18 protein-coding genes and 1 pseudogene are annotated in these 16,991 nt (G+C 56.3%); 15 read left to right on the top strand and 4 right to left on the bottom strand.

The genetic code is table 11. The annotated features are described in order from the left end of the window. Nucleotides 1–11: 11 nt before the first annotated feature. Together OR1_RS09780 and nikR are read left to right on the top strand one after the other, a co-directional pair. Complete coding sequence (locus OR1_RS09780; RefSeq protein WP_041971567.1) at nt 12–470, top strand: nitrous oxide reductase accessory protein NosL; 459 nt, start codon at nt 12–14, stop codon at nt 468–470. A 153-nt stretch (nt 471–623) separates the two neighbouring features. Further along, entirely contained in the window at nt 624–1,043 is a 420-nt protein-coding gene (gene nikR / locus OR1_RS09775; RefSeq protein ID WP_041971566.1) for a nickel-responsive transcriptional regulator NikR, read from the top strand. A 2-nt stretch (nt 1,044–1,045) separates the two neighbouring features. On the opposite strand, the gene radC is transcribed toward nikR, so the two are convergent. Together radC and uppP are read right to left on the bottom strand one after the other, a co-directional pair. Continuing rightward, entirely contained in the window at nt 1,046–1,732 is a 687-nt protein-coding gene (gene radC / locus OR1_RS09770; RefSeq protein WP_041971565.1) for a DNA repair protein RadC, read from the bottom strand. A gap of 9 nt (nt 1,733–1,741) precedes the next feature. Beyond that, nucleotides 1,742–2,557: an undecaprenyl-diphosphatase UppP gene (uppP, locus tag OR1_RS09765; protein ID WP_041971564.1), complete on the bottom strand. Its 816-nt coding sequence runs from the start codon at nt 2,555–2,557 to the stop codon at nt 1,742–1,744. A gap of 195 nt (nt 2,558–2,752) precedes the next feature. Here uppP and OR1_RS09760 point away from each other — a divergent pair, with 195 nt between their 5' ends. Continuing rightward, nucleotides 2,753–3,370 carry a DUF47 domain-containing protein gene (locus OR1_RS09760; RefSeq protein WP_041971562.1) on the top strand — a complete coding sequence of 206 codons (618 nt, stop codon included), beginning with the start codon at nt 2,753–2,755 and terminating at the stop codon, nt 3,368–3,370. Next, nucleotides 3,363–4,365, top strand: a pseudogene (locus tag OR1_RS23270) (anion permease). Before OR1_RS09760 ends, OR1_RS23270 begins: the two are co-directional and overlap by 8 nt. 30 nt (nt 4,366–4,395) lie before the next feature. Here the strand turns inward: OR1_RS23270 and OR1_RS09750 are convergent. Beyond that, complete coding sequence (locus tag OR1_RS09750; protein ID WP_041971561.1) at nt 4,396–4,881, bottom strand: DUF2062 domain-containing protein; 486 nt, start codon at nt 4,879–4,881, stop codon at nt 4,396–4,398. A gap of 196 nt (nt 4,882–5,077) precedes the next feature. On the opposite strand from OR1_RS09750, the gene OR1_RS09745 reads away from it, so the two are divergent. The 8 genes from OR1_RS09745 to OR1_RS21555 are packed head-to-tail and all read left to right on the top strand — an operon-like array spanning nt 5,078 to nt 13,023. Continuing rightward, nucleotides 5,078–6,406, top strand: a complete 1,329-nt coding sequence (locus tag OR1_RS09745; protein WP_041971560.1) for a TolC family protein — start codon at nt 5,078–5,080, stop codon at nt 6,404–6,406. Further along, nucleotides 6,403–7,506, top strand: a complete 1,104-nt coding sequence (locus OR1_RS09740) for an efflux RND transporter periplasmic adaptor subunit (RefSeq protein ID WP_041971558.1) — start codon at nt 6,403–6,405, stop codon at nt 7,504–7,506. Before OR1_RS09745 ends, OR1_RS09740 begins: the two co-directional genes overlap by 4 nt. A 4-nt stretch (nt 7,507–7,510) precedes the next feature. Beyond that, entirely contained in the window at nt 7,511–10,792 is a 3,282-nt protein-coding gene (locus OR1_RS09735; RefSeq protein WP_041971557.1) for an efflux RND transporter permease subunit, read from the top strand. A 21-nt stretch (nt 10,793–10,813) separates the two neighbouring features. Further along, nucleotides 10,814–11,239: a C-GCAxxG-C-C family protein gene (locus tag OR1_RS09730; RefSeq protein WP_041971556.1), complete on the top strand. Its 426-nt coding sequence runs from the start codon at nt 10,814–10,816 to the stop codon at nt 11,237–11,239. 44 nt (nt 11,240–11,283) lie between these two features. Beyond that, nucleotides 11,284–11,508 (top strand): DUF2892 domain-containing protein, encoded by a 225-nt coding sequence (locus OR1_RS09725; RefSeq protein WP_041971555.1) that lies wholly within the window; start codon nt 11,284–11,286, stop codon nt 11,506–11,508. Further along, entirely contained in the window at nt 11,505–12,338 is an 834-nt protein-coding gene (locus OR1_RS09720; protein ID WP_041971554.1) for an MBL fold metallo-hydrolase, read from the top strand. Before OR1_RS09725 ends, OR1_RS09720 begins: the two co-directional genes overlap by 4 nt. Nucleotides 12,339–12,358: 20 nt before the next feature. Then, nucleotides 12,359–12,736 (top strand): rhodanese-like domain-containing protein, encoded by a 378-nt coding sequence (locus OR1_RS09715; RefSeq protein WP_041971553.1) that lies wholly within the window; start codon nt 12,359–12,361, stop codon nt 12,734–12,736. Then, on the top strand, nt 12,733–13,023 hold the full coding sequence (locus tag OR1_RS21555) for a helix-turn-helix transcriptional regulator (protein WP_082002891.1): 291 nt from the start codon (nt 12,733–12,735) through the stop codon (nt 13,021–13,023). The genes OR1_RS09715 and OR1_RS21555 overlap by 4 nt, the downstream gene beginning before the upstream one ends. Here OR1_RS21555 and OR1_RS09710 read toward each other — a convergent pair. Next, complete coding sequence (locus OR1_RS09710; protein ID WP_041971552.1) at nt 12,971–14,698, bottom strand: methyl-accepting chemotaxis protein; 1,728 nt, start codon at nt 14,696–14,698, stop codon at nt 12,971–12,973. The two genes, OR1_RS21555 and OR1_RS09710, sit on opposite strands and share 53 nt — an antisense overlap. 176 nt (nt 14,699–14,874) lie before the next feature. On the opposite strand from OR1_RS09710, the gene OR1_RS09705 reads away from it, so the two are divergent. The 3 genes from OR1_RS09705 (at nt 14,875) to OR1_RS09695 (ending at nt 16,986) form a co-directional block, all read left to right on the top strand. Beyond that, nucleotides 14,875–15,957 carry an ATP-binding protein gene (locus tag OR1_RS09705; protein WP_160295236.1) on the top strand — a complete coding sequence of 361 codons (1,083 nt, stop codon included), beginning with the start codon at nt 14,875–14,877 and terminating at the stop codon, nt 15,955–15,957. A 163-nt stretch (nt 15,958–16,120) separates the two neighbouring features. Beyond that, on the top strand, nt 16,121–16,483 hold the full coding sequence (locus OR1_RS09700; RefSeq protein WP_041971551.1) for a response regulator: 363 nt from the start codon (nt 16,121–16,123) through the stop codon (nt 16,481–16,483). Further along, nucleotides 16,480–16,986: a chemotaxis protein CheX gene (locus OR1_RS09695; protein ID WP_041971550.1), complete on the top strand. Its 507-nt coding sequence runs from the start codon at nt 16,480–16,482 to the stop codon at nt 16,984–16,986. Before OR1_RS09700 ends, OR1_RS09695 begins: the two co-directional genes overlap by 4 nt. The last annotated feature ends 5 nt before the right edge of the window (nt 16,987–16,991 follow it).

The following is a 16,991-nucleotide window of genomic DNA, read 5'->3' as shown; positions in this document are numbered from 1 at the left end:
GGAAGAGGTATATGAGCTGCAGAAACATTATCGGATGGATCGTCAGCGCCTCTCTGCTCCTGATGGCCGCTTTCCCGGTGCTTGCCCACGACGACATCGAGAAGCATCGCTCCTGCTCGCATTGTGGCATGGACCGCAAAGCCTACGGCTACAGCCGGATGCTGATAATTTATGCCGACGGGAGCCAGACCGGGATTTGCAGCCTGCATTGCGCGGTCACGGAACTGAAAACCTATCCTGACAAAAAGGCCGCATCGCTGTTGGTGGCCGACCGGAACAACCATGAATTACTGGATGCCACTAAGGCGTTCTGGGTCATGGGGGGGCGGAAACGTGGGGTGATGACCGCGAATCCCGCCTGGGCGTTTGCGTCGCAACAGGAAGCGCAAAGCTTTGTCCACGATTACGGCGGCAGGTTATCCAGTTGGGATGAGGTGTCGGCTGCAGCCATCAAAGAGTTGCCGCAGTAGATAATGAGTCCGCATCTGTCCTGGCGATGCGGACTTTTTGCATGAAACCCAACCGAATTAAGCGGTGCCGGATTGCTAAATTTCCTTTTTGTTTGTAGAGGGAAATCGGTTACTATCGCCCCACATGAATAAACTCCGGGGAGGTGTCCCAATATGGGAACCACGGTCAGATTCGGGATTTCACTGGATGAAAAGCTGCTGGAAAGCTTTGATGAGTTGATCGAGGAGAAGCGGTATATGAACCGTTCCGAGGCGATCCGTGATCTGATCCGCGCCTCGCTGGTGGAGAACCGGGTCGCTTCTGAGGATGCCGAGGTAGTGGGGACGGTAACGCTGGTCTACAACCATCATGTGCGCGATCTTTCCGACAAGCTGACCGAGCACCAGCATGCCCACCATGACCAGATCATTTCGGCGCTGCATATCCACCTGGATGCCCACAACTGCCTGGAGGTGCTGGTGGTGCGCGGGCCGACCCGGGACGTGAAGCGGATTGCCGATGAACTGATCGGGGTCAAGGGGGTGAAGCATGGGAAGCTGGTGATGACGACCACCGGGGAGGGATTGCACTGAGGTTATAGATAGCCTTTATCGGCAAGGCTGACATAGCTCCCGTCGCCGATAATGACGTGGTCCAGGACCCGGATCCCCATCACCTCTCCCGCTTCCCTGAGCCTGCGGGTCAGCTCCAGATCCTCACGGCTTGGCGAGGGGTCGCCGGTGGGGTGATTGTGAACCAGGATAATCGCCGCAGCAGAGTCGCGCACCGCAGGATTGAATACCTCCCGCGGGTGAACGATGCTCTGGTTTAGCGATCCTTCGGAAATCGGAACTTCCCGGATGACCCGGTTCTTGCCGTCAAGGAGCAGCGCCATGACATATTCCTTTTTCCGGTCGCGAAAGCGAAAGCGATAGTGCTCGTAAACCTGCAGGGATGAACTGTATCGTTCCTGGGCGGTGATGTCGTGGCTGTCGCAGCGGCCGGCAAGTTCAAGCGCAGCTTTTATGGATGCCGCTTTGGCCGGGCCTGCCCCTTTGACTCGGCAGATTTCGGCAACCGATGCCCTGGCAAGCCCCCGCAGGTCGCCGAACTCCCGCAAAAGCTCCCTGCCCAGATCAATGGCGCTGACCTTGGCGCTGAAGTCGCCGGTCCTGATAATCAGAGCCAGGAGCTCGGCATCAGAAAGCCCATCAGCTCCGGATCTGATCAATCTTTCTCTTGGCCGTTCCCCTTCGGGCCACTCTTTTATACCGCCCGCCACAGAGTTCTCCTAGCGTGCCGCAATCAGCCAGACAATGACGCCGGCACCGGCAATCAACCGATACCAGACAAACAGATATAATGAATTACGCTGGACGTATTTGAGGAGAAAGGCGACGCTGGCATAGCCGAAAATTGCCGATACCGCCACTCCGATCAGCAGCGGCCGGGTTTCGCCGGTAGGTATGCCGTGTTTGAACAGGTGGCCTAGTTTCAGGATGCCGGCGCCGGCTACAATCGGGAGCGAGAGCAGAAACGAGAATCGCGCCGAGGTCTCGCGGTTGTACCCGAGAAGCAGGGCGGCGGTAATGGTTATTCCGGAACGAGAAACACCGGGTATCAAGGCCAGGCACTGCGCCAAACCGACCATCAAGGCGCTGCCGAACGTGAGCCGCTCCAGTTTCCAGCGTTTGGCGCCCATGGTGTCGGCAAATGCCAGCAGGAGGCCGAAGCCGATGAGGAAACCGGCAATGAGCATCGGGCTCGTTCGGAAGACGTTTTCTATCGGCTCTTCGAACATTTTGCCGACAACTGCGGCAGGAATGGTACCGGCAATGATGTAGAAGGGGAGGCGTTGCTGGGGAGATCGTACTCCCTTTCCCGACAGGCCGGAGAAAAAATTCATGGTAAGTTCGACGATGTCGCGCCAGAAATAGGCGCAGAGCGCCAGCATGGTTCCGAGATGGAGGGCCACGTCAAAAGTGAGTCCCGATTCCGGCCAGCCAAGCAGCCGTGGGAGCAGGATCAGGTGGCCGGAACTGCTGATCGGCAGAACCTCGGTAAGGCCCTGGAGTGCTCCGAGCAGAAGAGCATGGTATTGGTCCATTTTTGCCTCTTTCCTCCTTGTCTGCAGCTGAACAAAGGTAGAACAGGGGGGGAAGAAATGCAAGGGATATTAGGATGTGCCACCTCCCTGATCCGTATGGTGATTGTCACATAGCTGTGGCATTAGTGATTGGATTGTGTTACATATAATCGGTTTGTTTGTGAATCTAAGTGCTGGTTAATTCAGGGGGTCTACATGTTCGGACTTATTCCCAAAGAGGAAAAGTTTTTTGCCATGTTCAAGGAGATGACGGTCACCATCATCGAAGGGGCAAATCTCCTGAAAGATCTGATGGATAATTTCGAAGACCCGGTTATGAGCCAGAAGAATATCAAGGAACTTGAACACCGGTGCGACCAGTTGACGCACGACATCATCAAGAAGCTGAACAAGAGCTTCATCACCCCCTTTGACCGGGAGGATATTTACGCGCTATCGGCTGCGCTTGACGATATCATGGATCTTATCGATGCATCGGCCCAGAGATTTATCATGTACAACGTGGAGAAGCCGACGACAGAGGCGAAGCAGCTCGCCTTTATCATACTCAAGTCCTGCCAGACCATTGATAAAGCGGTTGCCCTGCTTGGCGGCAAGCTGGAGCCGATCGCCGAATATTGCGTCGAGGTCAATGCCCTGGAGAACGAGGCTGACCGGGTTTGTCGCGAGGCGATCAGCAAGCTTTTCGACGAGGAGAAGGATGCGATTCAGCTGATCAAGTGGAAAGAGATCTACGAGACGCTGGAGCGAGCTACCGACAAGTGTGAAGATGCGGCCAACATCCTGGAAAGCGTGGTGGTCAAGAATGCTTGAGCCGGCATTCATCATGCTTTGCCTGGTTGTTCTGTTCGCGTTGTTGTTCGATTATATCAACGGTTTTCATGATACTGCCAATGCCATTGCCACCAGTGTTTCCACGAGGGCTCTATCTGTTAAAGGGGCAATCGTCCTGGCGGCAACGCTCAACTTCGTCGGGGCAATGACCTTTACCAAGGTGGCAAAGACCATCGGTACAGGGATAGTGGCCGCCAATCAGTTGACTCAGATGGTGGTTCTGGCCGGAGTAGTGGGGGCAATCATCTGGAATGTCATCACCTGGTACTTCGGATTGCCGTCCTCATCCTCCCATGCCATTGTCGGCGGCATCGTTGGTGCGGTCATCACCCATGTCGGCCCTTCCGCCCTCATCTGGGCAGGATTGAAAAAAACTAATCCTGGCACTCGTGATCTCCCCGGTTCTCGGGACCATAATGGGATTTTTTTTCGTAGTGCTGTTCAGCAACACTTTTAAACAGCACTCGCCTGCGGGGATCAACCGTAATTTCAGAAGAATGCAGGTGCTTTCGGCCTCTTTAATGGCTTTTTCACACGGCACCGCCGATGCCCAGAAATCCATGGGGGTCATAACCATGGCTCTTTTATCCTATGGCATGATACCGACCTTCGAGGTGCCGATGTGGGTAAAGATGGCCTGTGCAATTGCCATGGCCTGCGGCACTGCCGCCGGCGGATGGCGCATCATCAAGACTGTGGGCCGGGACTTTGTCAAGCTTCAGCCGATGACCGGCTTCTCGGTCGATTCGGCCGCAACATCGGTTATCTTCGGGGCCTCGCTCTTCGGGCTTCCGACCAGCACCACCCATGTGGTGACCTCTTCGATCCTTGGCGTTGGTCTTTCCAAGAGGCTGACCGCCGTAAACTGGAAGGTTGCCGGGAGGATACTTATTGCCTGGGTTCTTACCATCCCTGCCGCTGGAATCATGTCAGCGATGGTCTACCTTATTTTCAGCCCGTTTCTGGGGCAATAGCCCGAAGTTTACGGAAGTTTAAAGCAGCAATCATTCATCGAGTTCTTCGCCAACCTCCTCCATCTCTCTGGTTATCTCGGCCAGGGAGTCGTCCTTTTTCCTGAATCTGATCACCAGCCAGTAGCAGGCAGCGTATCCTACCAGGGCTGCGGCAAAGCCGAGCAGCGAGGAGCCCAGGATCAGCGAGGCTGCATGCTCTTTCAGATCGCTCCATTCCAGGCTGCTGAACGAGATTTCCATCGGTGGTAGCCCCAGCAGCATCTGACCGAGTTTGTGGCTCAGGATAAGTGCCGGTGCTACAGTCAGGGGCGTATTTACCCAGGCGCCGGTTATGCAGGTAAGCTTGTTGAGCCGGAACAAAAATGCCGCTGCTATTGCCATCGGGGTATGAACCCCGAAAAATGGGGTAAAGCTGATGAAGGTTCCCACTGCAAATCCTGCCGCAATATGGGCCGGATGGCTGTCCAGAGAAAGAATCTCCCGAAAACGCTTTTGCCACTTCTCCTTGTCGATCACGCCGAGTCCTTTACGGAAATTCCGGGCAGTCTAGTTCCCCCCGCTTTCTTTGTCAATCTCCTTGAGTTGTTGTAAAATTAACGTTTAGTAATTAGTTCTTAAATAGCCGGGGATTTTTTGTAGATTTGGATTGACAACATAATAGAGATAATATATATAGAAATTTGCATATATGCCGGTTTGCATGGAGGTGCGCATGCGCCTGAATAAATCACTGATGACAATAGCTTTTCTGTCCCTTGCCGGGACGTCTTCCGCCTCGGAAACGCTTGGCCTTAAAGAGGCGGTGACTCTTGCCCTGGAAAAGAACCATCTGATCAAGGCGGCAACGTCCGAGAGCGCTGCTGCCCGGGCCGGCTTGAACTCCAGCCGCGCTCGCTATCTGCCGCGCGTGACTTTCAAAGAAGAGGCGGTGCTGACCAACTCCGGAACCCGGGCATTCATGATGAAGCTTGATGAAGGCCGCTTCTCTCTGGCGGGAGACCTGAACCATCCGGCCACTACCGGGGATTTCCAGACCTCGTTCGGCATTGAACAGCCGATTGTAGACCTGAATCTGCTTCGGGCGGGTGATGTGGCCGGAGAAGAGTTGGCCGCGCGCGGTCATGCCCTGGAAAAGAGGCGACAGGAGATCGCCTTCCGTGTTTATGCCGCATACCTTGATGTCCAGAGGAGCAAGGCGCAGCTGTCGGTGGCGGAACAGGCCGTTAACGATGCCAGGGAGCATCGGAGAATTGCCGGCGTCCGGCGCGAGTCGGGAGTCGGGCTCAAGTTCGATGAGCTGCGGATCGGAACGTTTCTCGCGGAACTGGAACAGCAGCAGATAACTGCGGAAAATGAAGTGAATCTGGCGCGGTTGCGGTTGGGGCAGATTGCCGGGCTCCCTGCCGGCGCAGCTCCGGATATCAGCGAAATGATCTCGGCGCCGGGGTTGACCATGATGACGGAACGCCTCGAAAAAGAGGCGTTAGCCAACCGGGCGGATCTCAAGGAGTCGACGGCCGAAGTGGCCCGGGGTGATGCCGGGATTGCCGCCGTCAGAGGGAGCTACTGGCCGACCCTGTACGCATCGGGCAGATACCAGATGAATGACCGCGACCTGCCGGGAGGCCGTGACAACGACAGTTGGATGGTCGGAGCGACGCTTCGGTGGGAGATGTTCGATACAATCATCAGGAAGGGCGACCTGGAGAAGGCCAAGGCGCTGCGGGACGCCGGCGTATCCTACCAGAACGCGCTCCGGCAGGAAATCGGGCTGCAGATCCGGGAATCACTTTTGCGTCGTACCGAGGCTGCCAAGCGGCTTGAGGTGTCCAGGAGCGCCGTTCATGACGCCGTTGAGATGGTCCGGCTGGTAAACCGGCGCTTCGAGAGTGACCTGGCCACGGCAGTGGAACTGCTGGACGCCCAGACGGCGCTGAACCGCGCGCGGGGTGGGCTGGCGGACAACGAAGCGAACTTTGCCCTGGCAACGGCCAGGGTTTATCATAATGCAGGGCTGTTTCTGCAGGAGGTAGTGAAATGATGATGCGCGTGCTGCCGTTTATTGTCGCCACGGTTATGGCTATCTCCGGATGCAGCGGAGGCAGGCAGGAAGAGCTCCCCCGGACCGGCGCAACTGTTGCGGTCAAGGGGGTGAAGCTTGAGCAGGTTCTGCTGGGCGAAATCCCCGAACGCCTGGAAGCGGTCGGTACGGTTGTGGCCGTTAACAGTGCGGTTGTGGCTGTCCGCGTTGCCGGAACGATCACGGCGATGACCGTCAGGGAAGGGGACCGGGTTACTAAAGGGCAGGTTCTGGCGGTCCTGGAGGCGAACGAGGCGCTGGCCAATGCCTCGGCGGCCGCGGCCGGCGTCGAGGAGGCAGGGCGGGCGCTGGAAGAGGCAAAATCCAGGAAAAGACTGGCCGATGCCACGTTTCTTCGTTATCAGAAGCTTTATACCGAGCAGGCGGTTACCCGGCAGGAATACGATAACCGCAAGACGGAGCAGGAAGTTGCCGAGCAGGGGGTATTGCGGGCCGAATCAAGGCTTGTCCAGGCGCGGGAGAGTTCCAGGGGGGCAGCTGTCGTCTCTGGTTACACCCGGGTGACGGCCCCGATGAGCGGCGTTGTCACGGTGAAGTCGGTCGACCGGGGCACCACGGTATTTCCGGGTATGCCGATCGCGACGCTTGAGGCGGACTCCGGGTATCGCCTGCATGTCCAGGTTCCGGAAAGCCTGAAGGGCCGGGTGGCGTCCGGCCAGCAGGTTGAAATAGCACTCGACGGGCAACAGCCGAGGCTGGCGGCTGTCGCCGAGGTCGTTCCGGTTGTCGATCCGGCCAGCAGGACCTTTACCGCAAAAATTGCCGTGTCCGGGAACGGGCTTCGTTCCGGAATCTATGGCCGGGCGTATTTCCCGTTGGGAAAGACCGGCGGGATGCTGGTGCCTAAAATGGCGGTACTGGAAAGAGGAACACTAACCTCGGTCTGGGTGGTCGACAGCGGAAATATTGCCCGGATGAGACTGGTGAAACCGGGACGGGCAATCGGCGACAAGGTGGAGATCCTTTCCGGGCTTTCGGCTGGGGAACGGGTCGTGGTTGCAGGTACGGAGAAGGTAACCGACGGCGCGAAAGTGGAGTGAGTTGATGAGCAACCTCGGATTTGCCGGGAAGATCGCCCGGGCCTTCATAAATTCCAAGCTGACGCCGTTGATAGTTGTCGCAGCTCTGCTGCTCGGGCTGTTTGCGGTCAAGATGACCCCGCGCGAGGAAGAGCCGCAGATCGTGGTGCCGATGATCGATATCTTCCTGCCGATCCCAGGCGCATCGCCGGCAGAGGTCCAGGAGCGGGTGGTCAAGCCGCTGGAACGGAAGCTCTGGGAGATCAAGGGGGTTGAGTACCTCTACTCCATGAGCCGCCCCGGAATGGGGATTATAACGGTCCGTTACCTGGTGGGCGAGGACATGGAGAAGTCGCTCGTCAAGCTGTATAACAAGGTGATGAGCAACCGGAACCTGCTCCCGCCCGGTGCCGGTGAACCTCTCGTGGCGCCGAAATCGATCGACGACGTGCCGATCCTGACGCTGACCCTCTGGTCCGACCGTTACGATCACGCGATGCTCAGGTCCGTCGCCAAGGAGGTCTGCGACGAGCTGAAGAAGGGTGAAAACGTAGCTGAGGCCCTGGTTACCGGCGGCGTTACGAGGCAGGTCAGAATTGCCCTCGATGCCGGCCGGCTGGCATCACGGGGGATTTCTCCGCTCGAGGTTGCGGCTGCCCTGCAGAAAGGGAACTCCAGCCTGCCGGCAGGGGCGTTCAGCTCGGCAAACAGGGAGATGCTGGTGCAGACGGGCGAGTTTTTCGCCACTGTCCAAGCGGTGCAGCAGTTGGTCGTGGCGGTCAGGGACAACCGGCCGGTCTACCTCTCCGATGTGGCCACAGTAAAGGACGATGCCTCCGAACCGCAGGATTATGTCTTTTTCGGCTTCGGCCCAGCGGCCGCAAAGCAGATCCCGGCGGGAGCAACCGGAAAGAATTTTCCGGCAGTGACCATATCGGTTGCCAAGCGCACCGGTGCCAATGCCACCTGGGTGGCGGAAGACCTGATGAACAAGGTCGAATTCCTGAAGGGAAAGGTGATCCCTGCCGATGTCCAGGTAACCGTAACCCGCAACTACGGTGAAACCGCCCGGGAAAAGAACAATGAACTGCTGTTTCATATGTTCCTGGCCGCCATCTCGGTTACCATCCTGATCGCGCTGTTCATGGGGTGGCGTGCCGGAGCAGTGGCGGCAATCGCCATCCCGGTGACCCTGGCGCTGACCATCCTGATCTTCTACCTGATCGGCTACACCCTGAACCGGATCACGCTCTTTGCACTGATCTTTTCCATCGGCATCCTGGTGGATGATGCGATTGTGGTGGTGGAAAACATCCACCGCTACTTCACCACCACCCGGCTCAAGCCGCTGGAGGCAGCCATCCGCGCCGTGGACGAGATCGGCAACCCGACAGTCCTGGCCACGTTCGCCGTAATCTGCTCCATTCTGCCGATGGGGTTCGTCGGCGGGCTGATGGGGCCGTACATGCGGCCGATCCCGGTCGGCGCCAGCATGGCGATGCTCCTCTCCATGTTCATCGCCTTCATCGTAACACCGTACTTTGCCTTCCGGTTCATGAAGGGGGAATCGCACCATGGCGGCGGGGATGAGATCGATGACTCGAAACTGACCGCCTTCTACCGCCGGGCCATGGGTGCACTTATCCACAGGAAGCCGTTGCGCAACGGTTTCCTCGCCGGTGTGGTCGTGCTGCTGCTCCTGGCCTGCTCTTTGATCTATTTCAAGGCGGTAACGGTCAAGATGCTGCCATTCGACAACAAGAACGAGCTGCAGGTGATCATCGATGCCCCGGACGGCACGCCGCTGGAGCAGACCGCCCGGATCGCCGCGGAGATGGGAGATACGCTCAGGGCAGTCCCGGAGGTGGTCAATTTCCAGACTTACGTCGGTGTGAACTCGCCGTTCAATTTCAACGGGCTGGTAAGGCATTACTATCTGCGCAAGGGGTCTAATTTAGCTGATCTGCAGGTGAACCTGGCCCAGAAGGCCGACCGCAAGTTGCAGTCGCACGACATTGCCAAGAAGGTCAGGCCGCTGGTTAAGGCAGTGGCGGACAGGTACGGCGCCAGGGTCAAGGTAGCCGAGATCCCGCCCGGTCCGCCGGTCCTTTCCACTTTGGTTGCCGAGGTGTACGGCCCCGACGACGCCACCCGGGCCGATATTGCGCAGAAGGTCAAGGCGATCTTCACCAGGACCCCCGGCGTTGTCGATGTGGACTGGTATCGCGAGGACGACCGCCAGAAGGTGACATTTGCGGTGGATCGGGAAAAGGCCGCCCTCAACGGTATCGCCGCGGACGACGTAGCCAGGACGCTCAGGATAGCCCTTGGCGGCATGGATGCCGGGTTGCTGCATTTGCCGAAGGAGAAGGAACCGGTAACCCTTAATCTCCGGCTACCGGTAAGCGACCGGAGTTCACTCACAGCGCTTTCTTCGGTCTATCTCCCGGGCCAGAAGGGGAACGTTCCGCTTTCCCAACTGGTCAAGCCGGTGCCGGGGTTTGAGGAGAAGACGCTGTATCGCAAGAATCTGAAAAACGTGGTTTATGTCATCGGCGACGTGGCCGGGGCTGTCGAGGCGCCGGTGTACGCGATTCTCAAGATGCAGAAGGAGATTGACGCCATTGCGCTGCCGGGCGGGTACAAGATCGAGCAGCTCGCTTCCCGGCAACCCTGGAGCGAAGAAAAGCCCGGCCTCAAATGGGATGGCGAGTGGCACATCACCTACGAGGTGTTCCGCGATCTCGGTCTTGCCTTCGCTGCGGTGATGGTGCTGATCTACATCCTGGTGGTGGCCTGGTTCAAAGACTTCACCACCCCGCTGGTGATAATGGCGCCGATTCCGCTCACTCTTATCGGCATTCTGCCGGGACATGCCCTGTTCGGGGCGTTTTTCACCGCTACCTCCATGATCGGATTCATCGCCCTGGCCGGCATCATTGTCCGGAACTCCATCATCCTGATCGATTTTGCCGAGATTAAGCGACGCGAAGGCATGGCATTGGACGAAGCGATTATCGAGGCCGGCGCGGTAAGGTTCAGGCCGATGCTGCTGACTGCAGGCGCGGTGGTAGTCGGAAGCTTTGTCATTGTCTTTGATCCGATCTTTCAGGGGCTGGCGATTGCCATGATGTGCGGCGAGATCGCCTCGACAACCCTGTCCAGGGTGACCATACCGGTACTTTATTATCTTGTGCAGTCGTGGAAAGAGAGACATACGGCAACAGTTAACGGTGGCAAAGGCGACATCACGAATGACAATTGGGAAATCATCGATACCCATACTGAAGATTTCGATGATATATAACTCGCAAAGGAGTATTGACTGATGTGGTTCAAGAAGAAACAGCAGTCGCTCGAAGACATGGAGCTTGGCGAACTCTGCCGGGTTGAGGCCGAGGCGTTGTATCGCTCCGGGAAATATCACTGCGCCGAGGCGGTGCTGGAGGTGATCAGGAGACATTTCTCACCCGAGGCCCCAGAGGCACTGGTCCATACGGTCAGCGGTTTCGGGGGCGGTTCCGGTTCGGGATGCATCTGCGGGGCGGTTTCCGGAGGAACCGTTGCGCTTGGGCTGGTACTGGGTGACGACAAGAAACGGATCGCGCACCTGACCCGCGAACTGCATGTCTGGTTCAAAGAGAAATACGATTTTACCTGCTGCAAGATCATTCGTCAGAACCACAAAGGGGTCTGTCCGGTGTTGACCGGAGAGGTGGCGGGCAAAATAGCGGAACTGTTGTCTGCCCGGTAGGGGCAATTCGCGAATTGCCCTGATAGAAAAATAGGAGATATATCATGAAAGAAGAATTCTATATTGAACGTGTCGTCAGGATCGTGGCCGGGAGTTTTGTATTGATCTCGCTGCTGCTGGCCCAGTTTCACTCCCCCTACTGGCTCTGGTTTACCGGTTTTGTCGGGCTTAACCTGTTCCAGTCCGGGTTCACCCAGTTTTGCCCGCTATTCAACATCCTGGCCAAGCTCGGCGTACCGAAATTCCCCAAGGACTGTTGCCCAAAATGAAGTTCAGGGTCACTGTATTATGTGACAACTCTGTTGGGCTGGTCAGCGGCACGCTCGGGGAGCATGGTTTCAGCGCGCTGGTCGAATGGGATGGCGGCTCGCTTCTCTTCGACACCGGTGGCGGAGATACCCTGGTTCACAACGCGACCAGGCTGAACAGGGATCTGCGCAAGGTGTCGGGGGTTGCCCTTTCCCACGGGCATTACGATCATACCGGCGGGCTGCGGCAGTTTCTGCAGCTGGCCGGCCGCAAGGCTATCTATGCCCACCCGGCGCTTTTCACTCCGCGGTACCGGGTGAAAGATACCGGCGAGGCGCTGTCGATCGGCATCCCTTTCGGAGAGGCTTATCTGCGGGGGATCGGGGCCGAGTTCGATTTTTGCGAAGGTAGCCGGGAGATCGCACCGGCAATCTTCCTGACCGGGAATGTGCCGCGGCGGAACAGCTTCGAGACCGGCGACAGCGGCATGTTCTGCGACAGCAGCGGCTGTCATGCCGATCCTCTTGCCGACGATCAGTCGCTGGTGATTGTTGCTGAAAAGGGGCTGGTGCTGTTGCTCGGCTGCTGTCACGCCGGGGTGATCAATACCATTGAGGCGGCACGGGAGCTCACCGGAGTCGAGCGGGTGCAGGCGGTGATCGGCGGTACACATCTCGGTTTCTGTACGGCGCAGCAGCTGGCAGCGACCATGAATGCCCTGCGGAGCATGAGGGTCGGCAAGATCTATGGCGCCCATTGCACCGGATTCCACGCTGCAGCGAGAATGCAGCAGGAGCTGGCGGGGCAGTTTCACCCTGCCATGGTTGGAACGTCAGTCGAAATAAAATGAAACAAACAGGGAGGATTTAAATGTCCAGGATTGTCTCTTTGGTTTTCCTGCTCGGATTGATCGCGGTCACCGCCTTTTCCGCCGGGTACCGGAATATCTCCTCAACCGAGGCGAGAAAAATGATCGACCAGAAGAAAAATATCTATCTCCTCGATGTCAGGACTCACGAGGAGTATCGGCAGGCACGGCTGAAAGGGTCGATTCTGATCCCCATCAATGAGATTGAGCGGCGTCTGAACGAGGTCCCGAAAAACCGCCCGATCCTGGTCTATTGCGCCGTTGGCTCGCGCTCCAACCTGGTGGCCGGTTTTCTGGCCGGCAAAGGGTACGCCGAGGTTTACAATATGCAGGACGGTATTATGGGATGGTATCGCAACGGCTACCAGGTGCAACAATGACGGTTGAAATGCCAAACGAAGCCGTTTTCAGGCAACAGGCGCTCATTTTGAGGATTCTGGGGCATCCGGTCCGGTTGCGAATAGTGGCCGGTCTATCCGGGCGATGTTCATGCGTCAAGGAGATCTGGGAATGCCTGGGTTTGCCCCAGGCAGTGGTGTCTCAGCACCTGAAAGTCATGAAGGATAACGGTATACTTGAGGCCAGACGGGACGGGACAAGGGTCTGCTATTCCCTCAGAAATCCTCAGCTGGCAGAGATGGTGAAGCTTCTTCCTCTTGACCGCTGAACGGCAGGATTTCCTGTCGCAGCCTTTGCGTCCCCTTGGCAAGGATGTCGATCTGCGTAAAAATCTCCTTTGAGTTCCTCACGTTTTCCTGCGTCAGAACGCCCGATTCTTCAATACAGGTTTTCAGGTGGTTGCTGAGCTTCAACTGTTCCATGGCCTTCTTGCGCAGCTGTTTCATGCGATCGTTGTCTTCAATTACGCTTTGCAGGTAAACATGCGTCCCTTTGGTCTGTTCCTGCGTAGAGCTAATAACCTTGTGCGACAGGTCACGCATATCCTCAAGGGCCGAAACAACAAGGGTCGTACCCCGCTCCTGCTCCTTGATCGAACGGGTAACCTGCCTGACCCGCTCCAGGTTTTTTTCCGCTTCTTCGCCGATGACCCTGCTGCCGGAGGCCTGTTTGACGGTTGTCGCCGCGATCTTCTGGATCATCTGGGCAACCTCGGTCGAGGTGAGCTCGATTTTTGCCAGGGCATCGCTCGTCATGGCCGAGATCTTTACCCCGCTCTTGCCGCGGTCCTTGCCGATTGCGATTGCTCTTTGGACGGCCGCGGTTTCCTTTTGGATGTTCTTGACCAGCTCCTGGATCTCGCTTGCCGAGGAAGCGGTCCGATGGGCCAGCAACCGGACTTCATCGGCAACCACGGCGAACGCCCTGCCGCGGTTGCCAGCCTGAGCCGCGATTATGGAGGCATTCAGGGCGAGCAGGTTGGTTTGCTCGACGACCTCCTGAATCATCTTGACGAACTCACCGACCCGGGCCGAATAGACCGAAAGCCGGCCGATGGCATTGAATGAATCCTCGGTACTCTGTTCGATTTCATGCATTGCCTTCAGGGTTGCGGTCATTGCCCTCATTCCGTCCTGGGCAAGCATTCTTACGTTTACGGAACTCTCCACAGCTCTCTGGGTATTGTCCCGGACGTTGTTTATTGCCGTGGTAATCTGCTGGATCGAGCTGGAGGTCTGTTCCGTGGATGAGGACAGCGCTTCGATGTTCCCTGCGATCTCCTTCAGATTGGCGGCCATCTCTTCAATAGAGGCCGACGTGTTCAATACACTGTCGGAATAATTGCGGATTGTCTGGGCAATTGAATCGGTGGTGGAATTGATCTCGCCGGCAAAGGACGAATGTTCGTCGCTGCGGACGCTCAACTCTTCAATCTCGTGGACAAGTGCCCGGAAAAATTCGTTGACCTTGGCGACCGATTCCAGGGTCTCATATTCTTTCACGGAATGGGTTTCATTCCCTTCGACCATTTTGTGCGAGGTATCGGTGAGATCGTTGCACTTGGTAATATAGTCCCGCGAAATTTCGGCAACGTTATTGACCATAGAGACTACCCGGTCGAGAAAGCTTCTGTGGCAGGCCTGCAGGGATTCCAGCTCGTCTCCGGCCACTATGGGGTATTCGAGGGCGGTATTCTTTGAGATGCGCGCCAGGGCGTCGAACTGGTACTGTAGCTGGATTTGCAGCGCCTGCTTGATAATCGCCGAACAGAATGAACCCACAAGCAAACCGGCAATGATGCAGCCGATGACATAGAGAGGGGTAAAGGCCGCGCTCCCGAAAAATATTGCCGAGTAAAACGGGAAAATCACTCCCATTATTATGCCGAATGAAAGCATGAAAATTCTGATGCTTCTTAACGAGGTGAGATATGCTTTAAACATGAATTTCTCCGTACGAGCCGTTACAAGCCATTAGGATTCTTTACCATGCGAACTGCCTAGCGTCAAACCTGCCGGGTCCGGTTCCGGGAAATAAGGGGGCTGACAAGCAAAATGGGGTTGATGAAACCGGAAAGTTTTCCTCAAGTAGTATGACTCTGTTTCCGATAGGTAACTGTATGGAATCAACAGTAAATTCCCCACATGAAGCCGATTCTGCCGTAACCGGAAAGATTACGGGAGGCCCGGGACTGGCCGAGTCGCTGCTGGAAAATCTTTCCGTCGGTCTGGTCATGGTAGATAACGAAGGTACCATCTGCTACCTGAATCAGTCCGCGGAAAGGATCCTGCAGATTTCGCGGCATGAGGTCTTGGGAAAAAGGGTTTATATGCTCCCTTTGAGGACGGCCATCTACAAGCTCCTTGGGGAGAACTGCCGGGACTACCACGTGGAGATGAACTTACACGGCTTGGTGATACAGGCAAAGGCGACGTCGGTTATCTGTCGCGAAGGTTCATGCCTGGGGGACATGTACGAGCTTAGAGATATCAGTCAGGAAAGGCGCGAGCAGAGGCAGAGCGACGAGTTCGTGGCAACCATGACTCATGACCTCAAGTCGCCGTTGACCGTGATGCTGGGATATGTGGATGCCCTTTCCGGGGACCCGGATGTTTCACGCCGGGAGCGGGCAATATTATGTCTGGCCGAGATGAAGAGAAGCGGTCACAGGCTTCAAGGCATGATTGAGGATATCATCGATTCATACCGGCTGGATGCCGGCCTTGTGGAAATCCGGCGCGATTTCTGCGATGTCGGGAAAATTCTGAATGAATGCTGCACGGAATTGGCCCAGGATGCGGAAACTCATGGGATCGGGTTCAAGCTTTCGCTGGAGCCCGGGCTGCCCATCATCAAGGCTGACGCCAGGCAACTCGGCAGGGTTTTTTCCAACCTGATCGGGAATGCCATAAAGTTCACCCCCAAAGGGGGAGAGATAAGGGTCTCCGGGTTCGTCAGCGCTACGGACATTGTCGTGCAGGTTTCCGATACCGGTATCGGCATTCCGGTAAAGGACCAGGAGCGGATATTCAACAAGTATTATCGTTCGGAAAAGGTCAAGGGTTACAAGGGGACCGGCCTGGGGCTCACGATTTGCAAGGCCCTTGCCGAGGAGCATGGTGGAGGGATCGAAGTCGCCAGCAGTGAAGGTGAGGGGAGCTGTTTTACCGTAAAGATTCCGGCCGGGGATCGGTCAATCTAAAGATTTGGGCTTCGATGCCGAATACAGAAGTTAAAGTTACATTACATGTAAATCCTATGGGGATAATTTCTGTTTGCCCGTATGTGATGGGGTTGCGTAACGGATATAAGCGTGTAATGTTTAACCTGACCAATTTTGCATATAAAACAAGGAGGAGTTCCAAATGGCCAACGTACTGATCGTAGACGATTCATCAACAATGAGAAAAATCATATCCAGATCCCTGCGTCAGGCCGGTTTACCGGTAGACGACATCTTCGAGGCGGGCGACGGCATTGAAGGCCTTAACGCCCTGTCGGGCAACAAGGTTGATCTGATCCTGTCCGACATCAATATGCCCAACATGGACGGGCTGGAGTTCATCAAGGCGGTTCGCGCCAACGGCAACAAGGTTCCGATTGTCATGATCACCACCGAAGGTGGCGAGGATATTCTCAAGGAAGCCATGAACAGCGGCGCCAGCGACAGTATCAAGAAACCGTTTACCCCTGAACAGCTCAACGAAAGACTCGGAGGGCTGCTATGACACTTAATCTGAATGTTTCACAGGCAGCCCATCTGCAGGAAGACGATCTCAAGGGTTATGTGATTCACGCCACAAAGGAAGTGTTCAATACCATGGTAATGATGGACGTTGCCGATTCTCTCCCTCTGTCGGAGCCGGTGACCCATTTTCAGTGCAGCATAACCGGAATGGTCGGACTTGCCGGGAAATATACCGGGATACTCTCCATCCATTGCCCCAAGCCGTTTGCCATGAGAATTACCTCCAACATGCTGGGAATGGATGTTGACGAGGTCGGTGAAGATGTGAACGACGCGCTCGGGGAGATTGCCAACATGCTCGGGGGATATGTCAAGCAGATCCTTTCCAAGGGCGGGCTTGACATCAGTCTTTCGATCCCTACGGTTATCTCCGGCGAAGAATACACGATAAATGCCATGACTGACAGCGATTGTGTTATAATCCCGTTTACTTTTGAAGATGCGAGGTTCCTGGTCGGCCTCAAGTTGAGCAAGGAATCCTGAAAGCT

Source organism: Geobacter sp. OR-1 (assembly GCF_000813145.1).
GTDB lineage: Bacteria > Desulfobacterota > Desulfuromonadia > Geobacterales > DSM-12255 > Geoanaerobacter.
This window is presented reverse-complemented; position numbering and strand designations above follow the sequence as displayed.